This window comes from Solidesulfovibrio sp. DCME (assembly GCF_049995385.1).
Classification (GTDB): Bacteria; Desulfobacterota; Desulfovibrionia; order Desulfovibrionales; family Desulfovibrionaceae; genus Solidesulfovibrio.
In genome coordinates, this window is the sequence record NZ_CP188261.1 from 4,558,919 (window position 1) to 4,577,577 (window position 18,659).

General features: G+C 70.4%; 12 protein-coding genes. 6 read left to right on the forward strand and 6 right to left on the reverse strand.

Going from position 1 to position 18,659, the window contains the following annotated elements; genetic code table 11:
* Positions 1–2 precede the first annotated feature (2 nt).
* The 5 genes from ACP59X_RS20205 to ACP59X_RS20225 all read right to left on the reverse strand — a co-directional run bounded on the left by ACP59X_RS20205 (position 3) and on the right by ACP59X_RS20225 (position 7,073).
* A complete protein-coding gene (locus tag ACP59X_RS20205) occupies positions 3–1,895 on the reverse strand; it encodes an NADH-ubiquinone oxidoreductase-F iron-sulfur binding region domain-containing protein (RefSeq protein WP_428561973.1) in 1,893 nt (630 codons plus the stop codon).
* Complete coding sequence (locus tag ACP59X_RS20210) at positions 1,895–2,401, reverse strand: NADH-quinone oxidoreductase subunit NuoE family protein (RefSeq protein ID WP_428561975.1); 507 nt, start codon at positions 2,399–2,401, stop codon at positions 1,895–1,897. The genes ACP59X_RS20205 and ACP59X_RS20210 overlap by 1 nt, the downstream gene beginning before the upstream one ends.
* An 849-nt stretch (positions 2,402–3,250) precedes the next feature.
* Entirely contained in the window at positions 3,251–4,054 is an 804-nt protein-coding gene (locus ACP59X_RS20215) for a split-Soret cytochrome c (RefSeq protein WP_428561977.1), read from the reverse strand.
* A gap of 49 nt (positions 4,055–4,103) precedes the next feature.
* Positions 4,104–5,042 (reverse strand): Tll0287-like domain-containing protein, encoded by a 939-nt coding sequence (locus tag ACP59X_RS20220; RefSeq protein ID WP_428561979.1) that lies wholly within the window; start codon positions 5,040–5,042, stop codon positions 4,104–4,106.
* Between the two features lie 384 nt (positions 5,043–5,426).
* Complete coding sequence (locus ACP59X_RS20225; RefSeq protein WP_428561981.1) at positions 5,427–7,073, reverse strand: thiamine pyrophosphate-binding protein; 1,647 nt, start codon at positions 7,071–7,073, stop codon at positions 5,427–5,429.
* Between the two features lie 235 nt (positions 7,074–7,308).
* Between ACP59X_RS20225 and ACP59X_RS20230 the strand changes: the two genes are divergently transcribed.
* The 4 genes from ACP59X_RS20230 (at position 7,309) to murI (ending at position 12,914) form a co-directional block, all read left to right on the forward strand.
* The gene (locus ACP59X_RS20230; protein ID WP_428561983.1) at positions 7,309–11,295 is read left to right on the forward strand and encodes a PAS domain S-box protein; all 3,987 of its coding nucleotides are present in this window, start codon (positions 7,309–7,311) and stop codon (positions 11,293–11,295) included.
* Between the two features lie 33 nt (positions 11,296–11,328).
* A complete protein-coding gene (locus ACP59X_RS20235; RefSeq protein ID WP_428561985.1) occupies positions 11,329–11,538 on the forward strand; it encodes a hypothetical protein in 210 nt (69 codons plus the stop codon).
* 13 nt (positions 11,539–11,551) lie between these two features.
* The gene (locus ACP59X_RS20240; protein ID WP_428561987.1) at positions 11,552–12,028 is read left to right on the forward strand and encodes an EVE domain-containing protein; all 477 of its coding nucleotides are present in this window, start codon (positions 11,552–11,554) and stop codon (positions 12,026–12,028) included.
* A 79-nt stretch (positions 12,029–12,107) separates the two neighbouring features.
* Entirely contained in the window at positions 12,108–12,914 is an 807-nt protein-coding gene (gene murI, locus ACP59X_RS20245; RefSeq protein WP_428561989.1) for a glutamate racemase, read from the forward strand.
* Positions 12,915–12,965: 51 nt separating this feature from the next.
* Here the strand turns inward: murI and ACP59X_RS20250 are convergent, their stop codons facing one another.
* Positions 12,966–13,739 carry a tetratricopeptide repeat protein gene (locus tag ACP59X_RS20250; RefSeq protein ID WP_428561991.1) on the reverse strand — a complete coding sequence of 258 codons (774 nt, stop codon included), beginning with the start codon at positions 13,737–13,739 and terminating at the stop codon, positions 12,966–12,968.
* Positions 13,740–14,007: 268 nt separating this feature from the next.
* Here ACP59X_RS20250 and ACP59X_RS20255 point away from each other — a divergent pair, with 268 nt between their 5' ends.
* On the forward strand, positions 14,008–17,337 hold the full coding sequence (locus tag ACP59X_RS20255) for a PAS domain S-box protein (RefSeq protein WP_428561993.1): 3,330 nt from the start codon (positions 14,008–14,010) through the stop codon (positions 17,335–17,337).
* A 2-nt stretch (positions 17,338–17,339) separates the two neighbouring features.
* On the forward strand, positions 17,340–18,632 hold the full coding sequence (locus ACP59X_RS20260; RefSeq protein WP_428561995.1) for a diguanylate cyclase: 1,293 nt from the start codon (positions 17,340–17,342) through the stop codon (positions 18,630–18,632).
* The last annotated feature ends 27 nt before the right edge of the window (positions 18,633–18,659 follow it).

Consider the following 18,659-nt stretch of genomic DNA (forward strand, 5'->3'; position numbering starts at 1 on the left):
GACTAGATTCCCTCCACCGCGCCGAACTTGCAGGCGACCGCGCAGGCGCCGCATTTGACGCAAAGCCCCTCGTCGATGCTGTGGGGCTGTTTTTTCTCGCCCATGATCGCCCCGACCGGGCAGGCCTTGACGCACAGGCGGCAGCCCTTGCACACGGCGGCATTGATGCTCGGGCGGGCCAGCGCCTTGCAGCGGCCGGCCCGGCAGCGCTTCTCGAAGACGTGCTCCTCGTATTCGTGGCGGAAGTGCTTGAGGGTGGACAGCACCGGGTTGGGCGCGGTCTTGCCCAGGCCGCACAGCGAGCCGATCTGCACGGCCCGGCCCAGGGTCTCGAGCAGCTCCAGGGTCCTGGCCGTGCCCCGGCCCTCGATGACGTCGTCGAGCAGCGCCAGCAGTTGCTTGGTGCCCTCGCGGCACAGCACGCACTTGCCGCAGGATTCGCGCTGGGTGAATTCCATGAAAAACCGGGCCACGGAGACCATGCAGGTCTTCTGGTTCATGACGACCAGGCCGCCGGAGCCGACCATGGCCCCGACCGAGCGCAGGGAATCGAAATCCAGGGGCAACTCGAGGAGGTCCGGGGTCAGGCAGCCGCCCGAGGGGCCGCCGATCTGCACGGCCTTGAAGCCGGCCTTGTCGATGTGGCCCCGGTCGTCGGTGACGCCGCCGCCGATGTTTAACACGATCTCGCCGAGCGTGGTGCCGAAGGGCACCTCGATCAGGCCGGTGTTGCAGACGTGGCCGGTCAGGGCGAAGGTCTTGGTGCCCGGGGAGCGCTCGGTGCCGAGCTCGCGGTAGGCGGCCGCACCGGCCTGGACGATGCGGGGCACCTGGGCCAGGGTCTCGACGTTGTTGATGACCGTGGGCTTGCGCCACAGCCCTTTCTGGGCCGGAAACGGCGGCTTGGGGGCGGGCATGCCGCGACGCCCCTCGATGGAGGCCATCAGCGCCGTTTCCTCGCCGCACACGAAGGCGCCGGCCCCTTCCATGACTTCCAGGCGGAAGGACTGGCCCGAGCCGAACAGGTCGTCGCCGAGTAGCCCGGCGGCCTCGGCGTCGGCCACGGCCTGGCGCATGCGTTTGACGGCCAGGGGGTATTCGGCCCGCACGTAGATGTAGCCCTCGTCGGCGCCGATGGCCCGGGCGGCGATCATCATGCCCTCGATGACGCAGTGGGGGTTGCCCTCCATGACGCTGCGGTCCATGAACGCGCCCGGGTCGCCCTCGTCGCCGTTGCAGATGACGTATTTCTTGGCGTTGTCCTGGAGGCGGGCCGCCTCCCACTTGCGGCCGGTGGGGAACCCGCCGCCGCCCCGGCCGCGCAGGCCCGATTCGGAAATGACGTCGCACACGGCCTTGGCGCCCATCGCGGCAAAGGCCTTGCGCGCGGCCGCGTAGCCGCCGTGGGCCACGTATTCCTTGATCTCGTCGGGGTCGATGAAGCCGCATTCCTTGAGCACGCTGCGGTGCTGGCGCTGGTAGAAGGGGATCTGGTCCGGGCCCAGGCACTTTTCCCCGGACCGGGGCTCGACGTAGAGCAGGCGCTCCACGGGCTGGCCCTTTTGCAGCGTCAGGTGGACGATGTCCGGGACGTCCTCCTCGGTGACCCTGGTGTAGAGGATGTTCTCGGGCAGGATGGTGACCAGGGGGCCCATCTGGCAAAAGCCCTGGCAGCCGCTGTGGGACAGGCGCAGGCCGTCGCCGTGGCCTTCGGGCTTAAATTCCAGGACGAGGTCGAGGCCGGCGGCGGCCATCTGTTTTTCCAGGGCGGCCAGGACCTTTTTCGAGCCGTTGGCCACGCAGCCGGTGCCGGCGCAGACGATGACGCGACGCAGCCCCGACTGGTCCGCGGCGACCGCGTCCGGGGAGACGGATTCGAGGATGGGGCCTTCCATTACTGCAACTCCTTGGCCCGGATGGCGTCGACGAGGGAAACGGCGCGCTCCGGGGTGATCTGGCCGTAGACGTCCTCGTTGATGACCATGACCGGGGCCAGGCCGCAGGCGCCGAGGCACGCCACGGTTTCCACGGTAAAAAGCATGTCCGGGGTGGTGGGTTTGTCTTCGCTGACGCCCAGGCGGTCGCGCAGGGCTTCGAGGATGGGGATCGAGTGCTTGACGTGGCAGGCGGTGCCGTCGCACAGGCGCACGATGTACTTGCCCTTGGGCGTGAGCGCGAAGTGGGCGTAGAAGGTGGCCACGCCGAAGACGTTGGCTTCGGGGATGCCCAGCGAAGTGGCCACGTAGGACAGCACCTCCTCGGGCAGGTAGCGGTACTCCTCCTGCAGGGCTTGCAATATGGGCACCAGGCGGGCGGGGTGTCGGCCGTAGTGGTCGAGGATGCCGCACAGTTTCTGGAATTTGGTGGTTTCCGCCAGGGAGGCGGCCAGGTTCGGCTCCATCCGTTGCTCTCCTTTTCGACTGCAGGCGTTGTTCGGAGTCTTCACGCCGGTTTTCGGGGGTGTCGCGCGGTCCCTGGCGGGCCTGCCGGTACGGTATCCCACGATCCGTCGGGGCAAGGCGCCCTCCCCGCAAGCCGCCTCCCCCCTGGCCGCCCACGGCGGTCCCCGGGCGCACGGCCAGGCCGCGTCATCCACGGGTCGCCGCGAAAGACCAGTCGTCACGAATCAGGGTCGAAATGACACGGCCATCCGGAGCGCCGGCTCCCGGACCATTGCCGGGGCACCCAAGCAAGATGCGTGCTACGCGGGAAAGAACGTCAGATGAATTTGCGCAAGAAGCTTATTTAAAACAGTAAAATATATGGATCGGGGGGCGCTGCCGCGGCGGGCCAGGGGCTTTGGCCGGGGCAGGCCGGCCCGGCGAGTTGCGAATGTGCATCAGATTTGCAAATTTGCAACATATCCGAGAAAAACAAGCGAGATTCTGCAACCGCCTCACCCCGAGACAAGCGCGTCATGTTGCATAATTTCAACATCACCCTCACGCCGGTAGCCGCCCAGCCCCCCCACTCCCGGGAGGACCGCAAACGCCCCGCCCCCCGGCACGGCCGGCTGGCCGGCGGCCGCCGCCCGGGACCGTCCCGGGCGTGTGGCGTTGGGGCCGGCCCGGCCACACCCGTCCCGCACCCCGCCCCAAGGGGATGCGTTCCCGGTCCGGGCGCGGCTCAAGAAGATGCGGCGCCCCCGGCGGCATTGAGGCGCGGCGGCGTCCCGCAAACACGCGCGGGGGCCGAACCGACGGCCCGGCCCCCGCGCGCCGCCCGTGGCGGCTCCGGGCTTGCGGTGGGATCAGGAGGGATGGTTGCGGAACTTGTCCTGGGTGTGCTCGCTGCCGCTGTGGCAGGGCTTGCAGTCCATCAGGCCCTTGGTGTCGTCGGCCGTCTTGCCCCGGCCGTGGCATTCGCCGCAGTAGGCCACGGATTCGGACTTGCCGGCCGGCGCGAACGCCCCGTCGATCTTGGCGTTGAGGATGGCGATGCCCTTTTGGGCCACGTCGGCCGTGACCCGGGCGCAGCGTTCGTTGCGCTGCTTGCTGCCCTCGGCGATCTTGGAGGCGAAGCACCAGCGGCTCACGGAAATGTGGCACAGCACCGAGTCCGACCGGCTGGTCGGCAGGGGGCCGGGCGCGCCCTTGGCCGCGCCGCCCGGGTCGAAGGCCGGAAAGGCGGCCTGCTCGTACCAGCGGAACAGTTCCGTCACCATGGGGTTGCGTTCCTTGCGGCCCCAAAACAGGGCATAGGCGCAGGCCACGCCCAGCAGCGCCCCGCAGATGGTGCCCCAGTCCGAGATGCCGCTTTTGCCTACCTCCATCATGGTGAAGGGGAACTGGTTGTAGGGGGCGCCATACTGCTCGGCCATGGTGCCGACGATGGCATAGAAGGTCCCGTAACAGCAGCCGTAGTCCTCGTGCCAGTAGCCGGCGTAGGCTGTGCGGGCGCAGGCCGCCGGGTCGAGTTTGCGCGGCGTCCAGCCGAAGGCCGGCGCGGCCTGGTCGAAGGGGGCGGCCATTGCCCGGCCCGCCGTTGCGGCCAGGGCCGAGCCCAGGGCCAGGCCGCCGAGGCTTGCCAACATCTCGCGTCTGCTCAGTGCCATGTGCAACTCCTTCCTGTACGTATTCCCGTGCCTCCACGGGTGAAATCCGTCATTTCGCCCCGCCGTCCTCCAGCGAGGCCAGCAGGGCGTGCAGGTTCCCGACCCGTTCGACCATCTCCCCGGCCGCCGCGTCGGCCAGGTCCATGGCCGCCGCCGCCCCGCCGGCCTCGGCGCCCATGGCTTCCAGGGACGTGGCCACGGCCCCCTGGGCCGCGCTTTGGCGGGCGGCCGCCACGACGATGGCTTCGGCCCGGCCGGCGGCGTCGGCCACCTGGGAGGCGATGCCGCGCAGCACGTCCCGCGAGGCCGCGGCCAGGTCGCGGGCTTCGGCGATGCCGGCCACGGCCGAGGAACGGCGCACCGCGGCGTAGAGGCTGTCCACGGGAATCGTCACGATCTCGGCCGTTTCCACCCGGCCGGCCTGGCGCGGCGGCTGGTCGAAGGGGTACTTGTCGCGCAGGTCGGCCGGGGCGTCCTGGCGCGCCTTGTGGCAGGGCAGGCAGCTTTCCCTGGTCACCTCGCCCAGGGCAATGACGTAGCAGTCCTGGCCGTCCACGGCCCGCACGCCCTTCCAGACGAGGTCCTTTTCGCCGGCGGCGTGCCGGGCATCCAGGGCGGCGATGCGTTCGGCCTCCACGGGGCTGGCCGTGTTGGCCGGATTGAGCGGCTTGGTCGCCGGGGTGCGGAAGGTCACGGCGTAGCGGTGGGTTTCGGGGATGGCGGCGAACACCTTGTTGGCGGCAAAGGAAGTGGACTGCAAGGACACGACGAAGCCGTCCTTGCCGATCAGTTTCGTGGCCTCGGGCCGCACGACGACGCCGACATGGGCGCGCACGGCCTTCATGCTCTGCAGGAGGATGTCGGCCTTTTCCTGGTACTGGGCGATGATGCTTTTTTCGAATTCGCTTTTGACGATGCACACGATGCTGGCAAAGGTGGCCAGGCAGATGCAACCCGTGATCAGCAGAAACATCCTTTGCAGATTCATGGCGTGCTCCCGGTGTTCCCAGCTTGCCCTTCACCGCCCCGGACGCCGCCGCGGCGGGGCTCCTCCGGCCTGGCGGCCGCGCCCTGCCGCGCCCCAGCGTCTTTTCGGGCCGCAGGCTCCCCCTAGCAAACGGGATACCAGCCGGCATGGCCAGGCCTACCCTTGAAATCATGCTGTTTTTTACCCAAGAAAACGGTTGTGATGCCAACTTCCGTTAGCACACGGCCGATGCCCATTAGCATGGGCCGGCACGAGGCAGGCGTCCCCCGGGCGGGGGAAGGGCACAGGGAAGAGGACCGGCCGGGGAGGAAACCAGGAATCCCGGCGCCGTCATCCCCGGCGGTCATGGCCCGGGCCGACGGCGTCGCAGGAGGAAGCGACGGGCTAGCGGCAGCGCACGTCCACCAGGCACGGCCCCGGCCCGGACAGGGCCTCGGCCAGGGCCGGGGCCACGTCCTGGGGCCGCTGGGCCACGAGCCCCCGGGCGCCCATGGCCCGGGCCAGGGCCGCGAAATCGACGGCAGCCCTCGCGGCAGGCAACCGGGCGTCGTCACGGCCCGGGCCGTGGGCCACCACGTAGGCGATGCCCAGGCCGTGCCGCACGGCCGTGGCCACTTCCAGGCCATACCCCAGCAGGCCGTCCGCGTCCGTGAGGCAGGCCACCGGCCGGTCGGGCAGGGCCGCCTTGACGCCCGCCGCCGCGGCCAAGGCCCAGCCTGCCAACGGCGCGCCCATGGCCGTAAAAAAGGTGCGCGGTTCGAAGGCGGCGAAGCGGCGCGCCGCCACCTCACGCGGCGGGCCGCCATCCACGGCCAGGCAGCCCCGCCGGGGAAGGGCCCGGCGCAGGGCCTCGGCCACGAAAGCCAAATCCGGTTCGCGGCCCTGGACCGGGCCAGGGCTGGCCGCAGGCCCGTGGGCCAAATCCCGGCCTTGCCCGGCCTCGCCCGCGTCCCCGGCCGATCCCTTGGCCCGTTTCTCCCGCAGCCAGGCCGCCCGGGCCTGGTTGCCCGACCGGAAACGGTTGATCCTGGCCGAACCGCCCTCCATCATGAGGGCCAGGGCTTCGCGGCAGTCCCCGACCACGGGCACGTCGGCGAAAACGTCCCGCCCGGGCACGGACGCGTCCACGTCCACCTGGGCCAGGACCCGGCCCGGCCGCAGGCGGGCCGCCATGGACGGGCCTTCGGCCTCGGCAAAAGAACAGCCAAGGACCACGAGCACCTCCAGGGCCTCGTCCGAAAGGACCCGGCCGGCCAGGCCGGGCCGGGCCGCCTCGAGGACGCCCAGGGACAGGCGATGGTCCTCGGGAAAGGCCCCCTTGGCCCGAAGCGTCGTGGCCACGGGGATTTCGAAGAGTTCGGCGAAGGCCAGCAGTTGCGTGGCCGCACCGGATTTCTCCACGCCGGCCCCGGCCAGGACAGCCAGCCGGGTGGGCGCCGGGCCGCCGCCTTCGGGCACGAGGATGCGCCACAGCCGCTCCACGGCCCGGCCATCCACGAAACGCGGGGCGTAGACCGCGGCGTCAAGGGGCACCCAGGCCGGCCCGCCCTCGGGGGCCGGCGCCGCAAACGGCAGTTGCAGGTGGACCGGGGCCTTGGGGCCGGCCAGCAGCCGCGTCAGGCCGGCCCGCAACCGGGAGGCGAGCCGGTCGGGCGCTGTCACGGCCACGGAAGCGGCCGTGGCGGCACGCAGCAGGGCCGTGGCGTCGGCCGGGTCCGGCCAGGCCGCGTCCCCCTGGGCGTCCGTGACGAACAGCACCGGCGAGGCATCGGCCCGGGCCGCGGCCGCGGCCGCCACCAGGCCGGCCACACCGGGGCCATTCCCGGCCAGGCAGACCCCGAAGCGTCCCGAGGCCCGGGCATAACCGTCGGCCATGACGGCCGCGCCAGCCGCGCCAGCGGCCACGATGGGCACCAGGCCGGCGGCGGCGGCCTCGGCGGCCAAAGCGGCACCGCCCGCCCCCGGCGCCAGGAACACGTGACGGACGCCCTCGGCGGCCAGGACGCGCAACAGCCAGGTCACGGCGCGCATGCTCCCCTCCTCCCTATGGCAGCCTCGCGGATGCGGCATGATGCGCCTGCGGCCAGCCAGCGTCAACAATCCCGCCCGGCCGGCCCGGCCACGCACCGCATTGCCTCGGGCGGCGCATTGATGCTACCGTGAAGGCAACGGTGCCGTCGTGCGGCATGACCGGGCGCTGTTACCGGCCCGACCGCAGGGGAGACCCATGGCCACAGCAACCGCGTCCGGGAAAGGGGAACCATCCGTGTCCCCTGGTGACTGCCACGAGGCCAGGCTGCTGGAGGCGGCCTTGCGCCGGCGCTACGACCCGCCGGCCGTCCTGGTCGACAGGGAAGGCGCCATCGTCAGTGCGCGCGGCACCCTCGCCCCCTGGCTGGCCCCGCCGGGCGCACGCCCCAATCTTCTGCGCCTGGCCCATCCCGGCCTCCAACCCATCCTTGGCCAGGCCCTGCGCCAGGCCATCGCCACGGGCCGTCCCGTGACCATGCCGCCGGCCTGGCCGGACGGTGCGACCGGCGCCGGCGTGGCCGTGGCCGTGGACCCCGTGCCCGGGGCCGACGCGGCGCCCGAGCGCTGGCTGGTGGTGTTCGAGCCCGCCCCGGCCAAAACACCGGGCAAGGCCCATGACGAGGGGCTCCACCTGGCCCGCAAGGAGTCCGAGCGCTGGGCGGCCACCCTGGAGGCGGCCCTGTCCAGCATGACCGACGCGGTCTTTATTTCCGACGCCGAGGGACACTTCGTCCATTTAAACGACGCCTTCGCCACGTTCCACAAATTCCCCGGCAAGGACGCCTGCCCCACGGTCGTCGAGGCCTATAACGACATTCTCGACGTCCGTTTCGAGGACGGCAGCCCGGCCCCCGTCGACCGGTGGGCCGTGCCCCGGGCCCTTCGCGGCGAGACCGCCATCAATGCCGAGTACCGCATCGCCCGCCGCGACACCGGCGAGAGCTGGACCGGCAGCTACAGCTTCGGCCCCATCCGCGACAAGGCCGGCGCCATCATCGGCTCGGTGGTGGTGGGGCGCGACGTGACCGAACAAAAACGCCTCCTCCAGGAACTGCGGGACAGCGAGAACCGCTTTCGCCTGCTTTTCGAAAACGCCCCCCTGGCCTACCAGTCCCTGGACGAGAAAGGCTTTTTCCTGGACGTCAACAAGAAGTGGCTGGACATCCTGGGCTATGCCAAGGAGGAGGTGGTGGGCCGCTTTTTCGGCGACTTCCTGGCCCCGGAATACGCCGAGCACTTCGACCGCAACTTCCCCATGTTCAAGGCGGCCTGCGTCATCGACGGGGTCGAGTTCGACATGCTGACCAGGGACGGGCGCCGTATCCGGGCCAGCTTCAACGGCCGGGTCCAGTCCGACGCCGCCGGGCGGTTTGCGCGCACCCACTGCATCTTCGCGGACATCACCGAGCGCAGCCGGCTGGAAGCGGCCCTGCGGGAATCGTCCGAGCGGCTGGTCCTGGCCCTGGAGGCGGCCAAGGCCGGCATCTGGGAGTGGGATACCCGCACCAACGCCAACATCTGGTCCGAGCAGATCTGGGCCCTGTACGGGCGGCAGCCAAACGACGCGCCCCCCTCGGCCGAGGCCTGGCTGCAATCCGTGCACCCCGAGGACCGGGACAGGGCCGTGGCCATCGCCAAGGCAGCCCTGGACAGCGGCGGGGACATCGCCTTCGAATGGCGCGTCGCCCTGCCCCCGGGCCAGGAACGCTGGCTGCTCTCCATCGGCCGGCCCTCGCGTGACGCCGACGGCCGGGTGGCGCGCTACCACGGCATCGTCCTCGACATCACCGGCCGCAAGCACGCGGAAAAACAACTCCAGACCATTCTCGACAGCATCGGCGACGGGTTCCAGGTCCTCGACGCCCAGTGGCGTTTCCTCTACATCAATTCCTGCGCCGAACGCCTGCTGGGCATCCACCGGGAAGACGTGCTCGGGAAAAACCATGGGGAGGTCTTTCCATCCTCGGTCGGGACGCCACTGGAAGCCGAATTCCGCCTGGCGGCCGCCGGCGAACCCCGGGATTTCGAATACTACTGCCCGGTCCTGGATCGCTGGTTCCACAACCGCTGCTACCCCCGGGAAGGCGGCGGCATTTCGGTCTATTTCCAGGACATCACGGAAAAAAGGACAGCCCAGGACGCCTTGCGCCTGGCCGAGCGGGAACTGCACGACGCCCAGCGCCTGGCCCACATGGGCAGCCTGTTCTGGGATGCCCGTTCGGGCACCACCACGACCTCGCCGGGCCTCCAGGCCATCTTCGGCCTGGCCCCGGACCGGCCCTTCCCCGGCCTGGAGGAGCAACGGGGCTGGCTTTACACCGAGGAAAACTGGCTGCAGCTGCGGCAAGCCTTGAGAATCGCCCTGGACACGGGCGAGGGCTTCGGCATGGACCTCGAGGCCCGGCGAAACGGCCAGCCGTTTTGGATCTTCACCCGGTGCGAAGTGGTCAAGGACGCCGACGGCCGGATCACCGGGCTTCGCCGCACCATCCAGGACATCACCGAACGCAAGACCCTGGAGCAGGCCCTGTCTTTCCTGGCCACCTGCGGCCGCGACCAGGAGGGACGGGACTTCTTCCAGTCCCTGGCTCTCTATCTCACCCGTGCCCTGCATGTGGAGTACGTGTGCGTGGACCGGTTGGAAGGCGACGGCCTGACCGCCACCACCCTGGCCTTCGTGAGCGACGGGCGGGTCGAGGACAATTTCCGCTATGCCCTGGCCGACACGCCCTGCGGCCTGGCGGTCGGCAAGGCCGTGTGCGTCTACCCCAGCGGCGTGCGCGCGCTGTTCCCCAACGACCGGATGCTTAAGGATATCGCAGCCGACGGCTACATCGGCGTCACCCTCTGGGACAACGCCGGCCGGCCCAACGGCCTCATCGCCTGCCTCAGCCGCCAGCCCATCCGCGATGTCCGCCTGGCCGAATCCCTCCTGACCCTGGTCGGCATCCGGGCCGGCAGCGAACTGGAACGACGCAAGGCCGAGGACACCCTCGTGGCGGCCAAGGAAGCCGCCGAGAGCGCCAGCCGGACCAAATCGGAATTTTTGGCCAACATGAGCCACGAAATCCGCACGCCCTTAAACGGTGTGCTCGGCATGCTCCAGCTTTTGTCCAACACGGCCCTCGACGCCGACCAGGCCGAATACATCCGGGCGGCCACGCTGTCCTCGCTGCGCCTGACGCGGCTTCTCTCCGATATCCTGGACCTCTCCCGCATCGAGGCCGGCAAGCTCGTCCTGCACGAGGCCGCCTTTGCGCCTTCGGCGCTGCGCGACGCAGTCCTGGACCTGTTCGCCGCCCCGGCCCGGGACAAGGGGCTGTCCCTGGACGTGACGCTCGCCCCGGACCTGCCGCCGACCCTGGTCGGCGACGAGGCCCGCCTGCGCCAGATCCTGTTCAACCTGGTGGGCAACGCCCTTAAATTCACGCACCACGGGCGGCTTCTCGTGGAGATGGCACCGCTTCGGCGAGACGATTCCCGGGCGCGCATCCTTTTCGTCGTGGCCGACACCGGCGTCGGCATCCCGGACGAACGCCTGCGCGATATCTTCGACCCCTTTGTCCAGGCCGAGGGCACCTACACCCGACGCTTCCAGGGCGCGGGGCTCGGGCTTTCCATCGTGCGCCGGCTGGTGCGGCTGATGGACGGCGGCCTCGACATCGACTCCGAGGAAGGCCAAGGCACCACGGTCTGCCTGTCCCTGCCGCTTCGCCTGCCGCAACCGCCGGCCCGGCGCGACCGGCCGGCCGGCCCCGCCCCCGCGGCCGCCGGCGCGGCCACATGCTCCATCCTTCTGGTCGAGGACGACGCAGTCAACATGCTGGCCGGCAAGCGCCTGCTCGAAAACCTGGGCCATACCGTGGCCACGGCCGAAAACGGCCGGCAAGCCCTGGCCCGCCTGGCCCGGGGCGGCATCGACCTGGTGTTCATGGACATCCAGATGCCGGTCATGGACGGGCTGGAGGCCGTGCGGTGCATCCGCCAAGGCCAGGCCCCACGGCCCGACATCCCGGTCATCGCGCTCACGGCCCACGCCATGGCCGCCGACCGGGACCGCTTCCTGGCCGCCGGCATCGACGACTACCTGTCCAAGCCCGTGGAGGGCCAGCATCTGGCCGCGGCCATCGAACGCGTCCTGGCCCGGCGCGCGGCCGCGCCGAAGCGGCGGCAGGCCGCCCCGGAAGACGGCCGGCTTGCCCCGCACGGCCGCGACGCGTAAGCTGGCCCGAGAGCCCCTCGGGAGGAGACCGCCATGGCCAAACAGACCGCTACCTTCGAAACGACCTGCCCCAACTGCGGGGAAAAACTGCGCCTGGTGGCCGAACGCGACCAGGTCGCCGACGGCAAGGCCCGCGTTCCCGCCGCCTGCGAGCGCTGCCTGAGCCGCTTCGAGGCCACCACCGACCTCGACTGCCTGGAATGGGACGAGGCCTGCACCAGCGAAATCGGCCGCCTGGCCTAGAGGCGCCCGCCCCATGCCCCGACACTGGCTGCTGAAAACCGAACCGGGCTGCTTTTCCCTCGACGACCTGGCCGCCGCCCCGGGACGGACCACCGGCTGGGACGGGGTACGCAACTTCCAGGCCCGCAATTTCCTGCGCGAAATGGCCCTGGGCGACCTGGCCCTTTTCTACCACAGCGTCACCAACCCGGGCGCGGTCGGCATCGTTTCCGTGGTGCGCGAGGCCTACCCCGACGCCACGGCCCAGGACCCGCAAAGCGGCCACTACGATCCCCGGGCCACGGCCGAAAAACCCTTGTGGTTCATGGTCGACGTGCGCCTGGACGAGCGCTTCGCCGCCCCGGTGCCCCTGGCCGCCATGCGCCGGGAGCCGGGGCTGGCCGGGATGGAGCTTTTGCGCAAGGGTTCGCGCCTGTCGGTCATGCCGGTCGGGCCCGAGGAATTCGCCCTGGTCTGCCGCCTGGGCCGGCAAGCCGCACAAAAGGCTTGACGCCGCCCCCCGGCCGGGGTGTAGCCGGTCGTGCGCCGGGCGCCCCAGGGCGCCCAATCCGCGCCCAAAGGCTTGCCCCGTGCACTGCGACGCATCCTGCCCCATCGGCATCTTCGACTCCGGCGTCGGCGGCCTCACCGTCGCCCGCGCCGTCATGGACCGCCTGCCACACGAGCGCATCGTCTATTTCGGCGACACCGCCCGCGTGCCCTACGGCGTCAAGTCCCCGGACACCGTGGCCCGCTACGCCGGCGAAATCACGAAATTCCTGCTGGATAAAAACGTCAAGCTGCTCGTGGTGGCCTGCAACACCATGGCCGCCGTGGCCCTGCCGGCCATCACCGCCCTCTCGCCCGTGCCCGTCATCGAGGTGGTCACGGCCGGGGCCAAAAGCGCCCTGGCCGTCTCGAAGACCCGGCGCATCGGCATCATCGCCACGCCCTCGACCATCGCCAGCCGCGCCTACGAAAAGGCCCTGGCCCTTTTTGGCGGGCCGGACGTGCGCGTGGTGGCCAAGGCCTGCCCGCTGTTCGTGCCCCTGGTCGAGGAGGGCTGGCTGGACCATCCGGCCACCCGGCTCGTGGCCGAGGAATACCTGCGGCCCCTTCTGGCCGAGGACCTGGACACGCTGATCCTGGGCTGCACCCATTACCCGCTTTTGGCGCCGCTGCTCCAGTCCGTGGCCGGGCCGGGGGTGCGCCTGCAGGATTCGGCCACGGCCATGGCCGAGCGGGCCGCCGCCGTCCTGGCCGAACTGGGCCTGGCCCAGGGGGACGGCGCGCCGCGCCACGTCTTTCACGTCACGGACCTGCCCCTGCGCTTCCGGGAGATCGGCGAACGCTTCCTGGGCCGGCCCATGGAGGACGTGCGCCTGGAAAAGATGTAGCCGCCACGGCCGCGCCCGGGGCGGCCCGGCGGTGCGAACGGCGCAAGCGGCTTAGGGCGCCCCGGGCGACGCGGCCGCGGCCGGGCTGGCGACCGGTGGCGATGCGCCGGGTGTGGCGGCTGGTGGCGCGGCGGGTTGGGCGGCTGGTTGGACGGCTGGCACGGCCGGCGTGTGGGGCGCGGGTTTGGGTTTGGGCGCCGGAGGCGGCGGCGGGGGCGGCGGCGGGGGCGGCGGCGGTGTTTCGGCCTGGGCGCAGGCCACCCGGGCGTTTTTGTATTCCGCCACGGCCGGGGCGAAGGCCGGGTCGAGGATCATGGCCCGGCGATAGGCTGACAGCCCCTCGCGGCAATCCCCGGCCATCATGGCCAGGTTGCCCAGATAGTACTGGACCTGGGCGCTTTTCGAGCCGCGCCTGGAAGCCTCGGCCAATTGCCTGGCCGCGTCCTCCCGCTGCCCGGCCTCGTACAGGGCGATGCCCAGGGCCTCCAGGGGACGCGGGTCGGCCGGGTCCAGGGCGGCGGCCTGGCCGAGATACTCCCGGCCCTTGGCCAGGTCGCCGGACCGGGCGGCGCACAGGCCGAGGTAGAGTAACGCCTCCGTGCCGCGCGGCTCCAGGCGGGCGGCCTCTTCCAGATCGGCCACGGCCTTGGCGCACTGGCCGGCGGCGGCGGCCCGCTTGCCCGCCTCCAGGCGGGCGGCGGCCGCGGGCTTGGCCGGGGCCGGCGAGGCGACCACCGGCGCCGGCGGCTGCTTCTGGCAGCCGAACAAGGCCAGGGCCAGGACCGCGACGCCGAAAGCCGCCCTGGCTGGGGAATTTCGAAACATGGCGCGTGACTCCTTGCGGCGCAGCAAACACCGGGAACCGCCGCGCGTTGGCGGCACCTCCCGGCGCCTGGCCTGTAGCCCCGGCCAGGGGTCGTGTCAATGGATCGCGGCCGCAGTCCTTGACGCCAACCGACTCTTTTCGTAGGCAATCGTATTCATCCGTCCCGTGCCCGGTTCGGAGCGTCCCCGGAGTCGCCGTGTACCGTCCCAAGTCCCAGTTTCATGCCCGAATCCGTTGCCGGCCGACCGCCATGACCATGCCGCCACCATGACAGGCCCCGCCCACCAGGAACTTGCCCTGCACGAGCGCCATCGGCCGGCGTCCGTTTGCGGCGGCTGCCGGTCCATGGCCCTGGCCCTGCTGGTCCTGTGCGGGCTGGGGCTGCTCGACTACCTGCCGTTCCACATCCTGTCCGAACTGGGCTGCCTGGTGGCCGGGGCGGCCGCCTTCCTGGTCGTCTGGAATGCCCGGGCCTTTGTGGAGCAGGGCTTTTTCCTGGTTTTCGGCGCGGCCTTCCTGATGGCGGCCGGCTATGGGTCCCTCCATATCCTGGGCCTGCTGGGGCTGATGCATTTCCCCTTGCCCGCAGCCGACCTCGAGGCGCTGGCCTACGCCGGCCCCCTTGGCCTGGCGGTCTCGCTTAGCCTGGGGGCCTGGTTGGCATCGGGCAGAACACTTTCCGCCGTCCCGACGCTTGCCGCCGTGGCCGGGGTCAATCTCGTCCTGGGTGCGCTGCTGGTCGTGTCCAGGAAGGCCTTGCCGGACGCCGAGGGACACCTCGCCCTGGCGGCCCATGCCCTGACCCTGGCCTGCCTGGCCGCAACGGCTTTGGCCCGTGCCCGCCTGGGCCTGGGACAGCGCCTGACGGCGCTGTTGCTGGTGATGCTGGCTTTTCTGGCCCTGGCCGAGGTGGCCTTTTCCCTGAGCGGGTACGGGCTGTGGCCGAACCTGGTGGCCCACGCGGCCAAGCTCGTCGGGTTCTGGCTCGGCTGCCGGGTGGCCGTGGTCACGGGCGTGGACCGGCCCCACGAGATGCTCCTGGACGAAATCCAGCGACGGGAACGGGAACTGGCGGCGCGCATGGTGCGCCTGGGCGCCCAGGCCCGGGCCATCTACGACCTGGCCGGATTGCCGTCCCTGGAAAATGGCGATTTTCCCGCCTTCGCCACCGCGCTGACGGAAAAATCCATGGCCGTGCTGGGTGTCGGCCGCTCCGGCGTCTGGCTCCTTTCCCCGGACGACGGCCGCCTGATCTGCCGTTTCGCCAACGGCGTGGCCCGCTCCGACGAGGGCTCGTCCCTGCGCCGGGCCGATGCCCCCGGCTATTTCGAGGCCCTGGCCCACGAACGGGTGCTGGTCGTCAACGACATCGCCGCCTCGCCCTTGACCAAGCCCCTGGTCGAACCCTACCTCACCCCGCGCGGCATCGTCTCCCTGCTGGACGCGCCCCTGCGGTTTTCCGGCCGGCCGGCCGGCGTGCTCAAGCTCGAACACACCGGGGCGGCGCGCCGCTTCGCCGACGACGAGCAGGCCTTTGCCGGCTCGGCCGCCGACCTGCTGGCCCTGGCCATGGAGGCGGCCGAACGCCGCCAGGCCGCCCGGGAATTGGCCGAGAGCGAACTGCGCCTGCGCTCCCTGGTGGAGGCCATGCCCGACCCGATCTGCTTCAAGAACGCCGACGGCCACTGGATCGTGGCCAACCAGGCCATGCTCGACACCTTCGGCCTGTCCCCGGGCGCCTGGCAGGGACTGACCAACACCGAACTGGCCGCCCGTTTCGGCCTGGACAAGGACATTCTCGAAATCGCCTCGGCCTCGGACCGCCGTGTCTGGGCCAGCCGCGAAACGAACGTCTTCGGCCTTTCCCTGCCCTTGCCCGACGGCCGGGAGCGCCACTTCGACGTCATCAAGGCGCCGCTTTTTCACGAGGACGGAAAACCCAAGGGCCTGGTCAGCGTCTGGCGCGACGTCACGGCCTACCGCGACGCCCTGCTGCGGCTGCGCGAAAGCAATCAGGAACTGGAGGCCATCTACAACGAGACCTCCGACGGCCTGGTCATCGCCGACGTGGCCAGCCGGGCCATCGTGCGGGTCAACGCCGCCGCCTGCCGCATGTTCGGCTACGCGCCAAAGGCCCTGACCGCCCTGTCCCCCTGGGACCTGCATCCCCTGGAGGAACGGGAACGGTCCCTGGAGCAGTTCGGCGCCATCGTGGCCGGCCGGCTGCGCCTGCTGGAGGGCATCCCCTGCCGCCGGGCCGACGGCTCGGTCTTTTTCGCCGACATCTCGGCCCAATCCATCACCTACGGCGGCCGGGCGGCCATCCTGGGCTTTTACCGGGACATCTCCGAGCGCCGCCAGGCCGAGGAGGCGCTCAAGGCCTCGGAAGCCCGTTTCCGACGGGTGTTCAACGGCACCTACGACGCCATTTTCCTCCACGGCGAGGACGGCGGCATCATCGACCTCAACGACAAGGCCCTGGAACTGTACGGCGTGCGCCGCGACGAGGCCGCCGCCTTTTCCATCGAACGCGACTACTCCGCCGAGGACAACCCCCTGGGCAAGCTCCGGGCCTTTTGGCGCGAGGCCATGGCCGGCCAGGACCGGTTCTTCGAATGGAAGGCCAGGCGGCCCCACGACGGCAGCGTCTTTTACGTGGAAGTCTACCTGCGCCGCCTGGATCTGGCCGGACGGCCGGTCATCCTGGCCAACGTGCGCGACGTCACGGAACGCAAGCGCATCCTGGCCGCCCTGGCCGCCCGTCAGGAGGAAGTCTCGGCCCTCAACCACGACCTGGCCGACCGGGTGCGCGAGGAAACCGAACAAAACCGCCAGAAGGACATGTTGCTGCTCAACCGGACCAGGCTTGCCGCCATGGGCGAAATGATCGGCAACATCGCCCACCAGTGGCGCCAGCCCTTAAACGCCCTGTCCATCATCCTGGCCAACATGCGCTTCGAATACGAGGCCACCTGCGACAACGAATCCCCGGAACTGCTGGCCGCCCACGCCACGGCCGGCGAGATCCTGCGCAAGATGTCGGCCACCATCGACGACTTCCGCAATTTCTTCAAACCCGACAAGCAGCGGGAAGCCTTCGCCGTGGTCGAGGCCATCGGCGACGCCTTGCTGCTCATCGAGGCGAGCCTCACCCAGCACGGCGTCACGGTCCGTTTCACGGCCCGCAAAAACCCCAGCGTCTTCGGTTTTCGCGGCGAATTCTCCCAGGTCATGCTCAACCTGCTCGGCAACGCCAAGGATGCCATCCTGGCCGGCCGCAAAACCGGCGGGGTGCTCGCCATCCGGGTCATGGAGCGCCACGGCCGGGCCGTGGTCACCGTGACCGACAACGGTGGCGGTATCCCCCCGGCGGCCCTGCCCCGCATCTTCGACCCCTACTTCACCACCAAGACCGAAACCGGCGGCACGGGGCTTGGGCTGTACATGTCCAAGACCATCATAGAAGAACACATGCACGGCAGCCTGACCGCCACCAACACCGCGGCCGGGGCGCGCTTTTGCGTGCGTGTGCCCCTGGTGCCCCCAGCCCCCCCTGCCGTGGCCGCCACCGCCCCCAACCAGCCCACCGGGAGTTGACCATGGCCAAGACCCCGTCCGCCCGCCAGAAGTACCGGTCCCTTTCCCGCCTCCACATCCTGGTCGTCGAGGACGACCGGCTGGCCCGGGAACAGATGGGGCTCATGCTGTCGCGTTTCGCCGGCCGGCTGTCCACGGCCGCGGACGGCATCGCGGGGCTGGATTTTTACAAGCACGAACGCCCGGATATCGTGATCACGGACATCAACATGCCCCATATGGACGGCCTGGACATGGCCGAGGCCATCAAGGCCATGGACAAGGGCACGCCCGTGGTGCTGGTCACGGCCCACAGCGACGCCCAATACTTCCTGCGCTCCATCGCCATGGGCATCGACGGCTACGTGGTCAAGCCCGTGGAGGCCGAGGCCCTGCTGACCCTGCTCTCCCGCCTGGGCGCCGGGTTGCTGGCGGCCAGGGCCGAAGCCAGCCGCGCCCAGTTGTTCCGGTTCACCCTGGACATCAACCCCAATTTCATCCTGACCTGCGACGGCGCCGAGGTGGACTACGTCAACCGGACCTTCCTGGATTTCCTGGGTGCCCCGAGCCTGGCCGCCCTCAAGGAAGGCCGCCACACCGGCCGCAGCCTGGAAATCGACGGCCGCCGCCACGCCGTGGCCGATTTCTCCTGGATCGCCAACATCGGCGCCCGGTCCGACGCCACCCACCAGGCTGTTTTCTCCCGCCTGGACGGCGAGGACGTCCGCCAGCGCACCTTCCTCGTGTCCGTGGCCGCCTTCCCGGAACTCGACCGGCGCATCCTGACCTTCGCCGACATCACGCCCCTGGCCGAGGAACGCCGACTGCTGCTCATCCGGGCCGCAACCGATGCCTTAACCGGCATCGCCAACCGGGCCGGCATCGACGAGATCCTCGATGGCGCCCTGCGCCGCACGGCCGGCGAACAGTCCGCCCTGGCCGTGGCCATGTTCGACATCGACCACTTCAAGGTCATCAACGACACCTACGGCCATCCGGCCGGGGACGCGGTGCTGGTGGAGCTGACGGGCCTGGTCGCCGACCACGTGCGGGCCGGCGACAGCCTGGGCCGCTACGGCGGCGAGGAATTCCTGATCGTGGCCCCGGGGACGCATCTGCAGGAAGCCCGGCGACTGGCCGAACGGCTGCGGCTGGCCGTGGAAAACCACCTGTTCCCGGCGGCCGGCCGGGTGACCATTAGCCTCGGCCTGGCCGAGGCCCGCCCCGGCGAATCCGCCGCCGCCCTGGTCGCCCGGGCCGACGAGGCTCTCTACCGGGCCAAGGAAACGGGCCGCAACCGCGTCTGCGCCGGCTAACCGCCAACCGGCCGAAAGGCCGCGCCC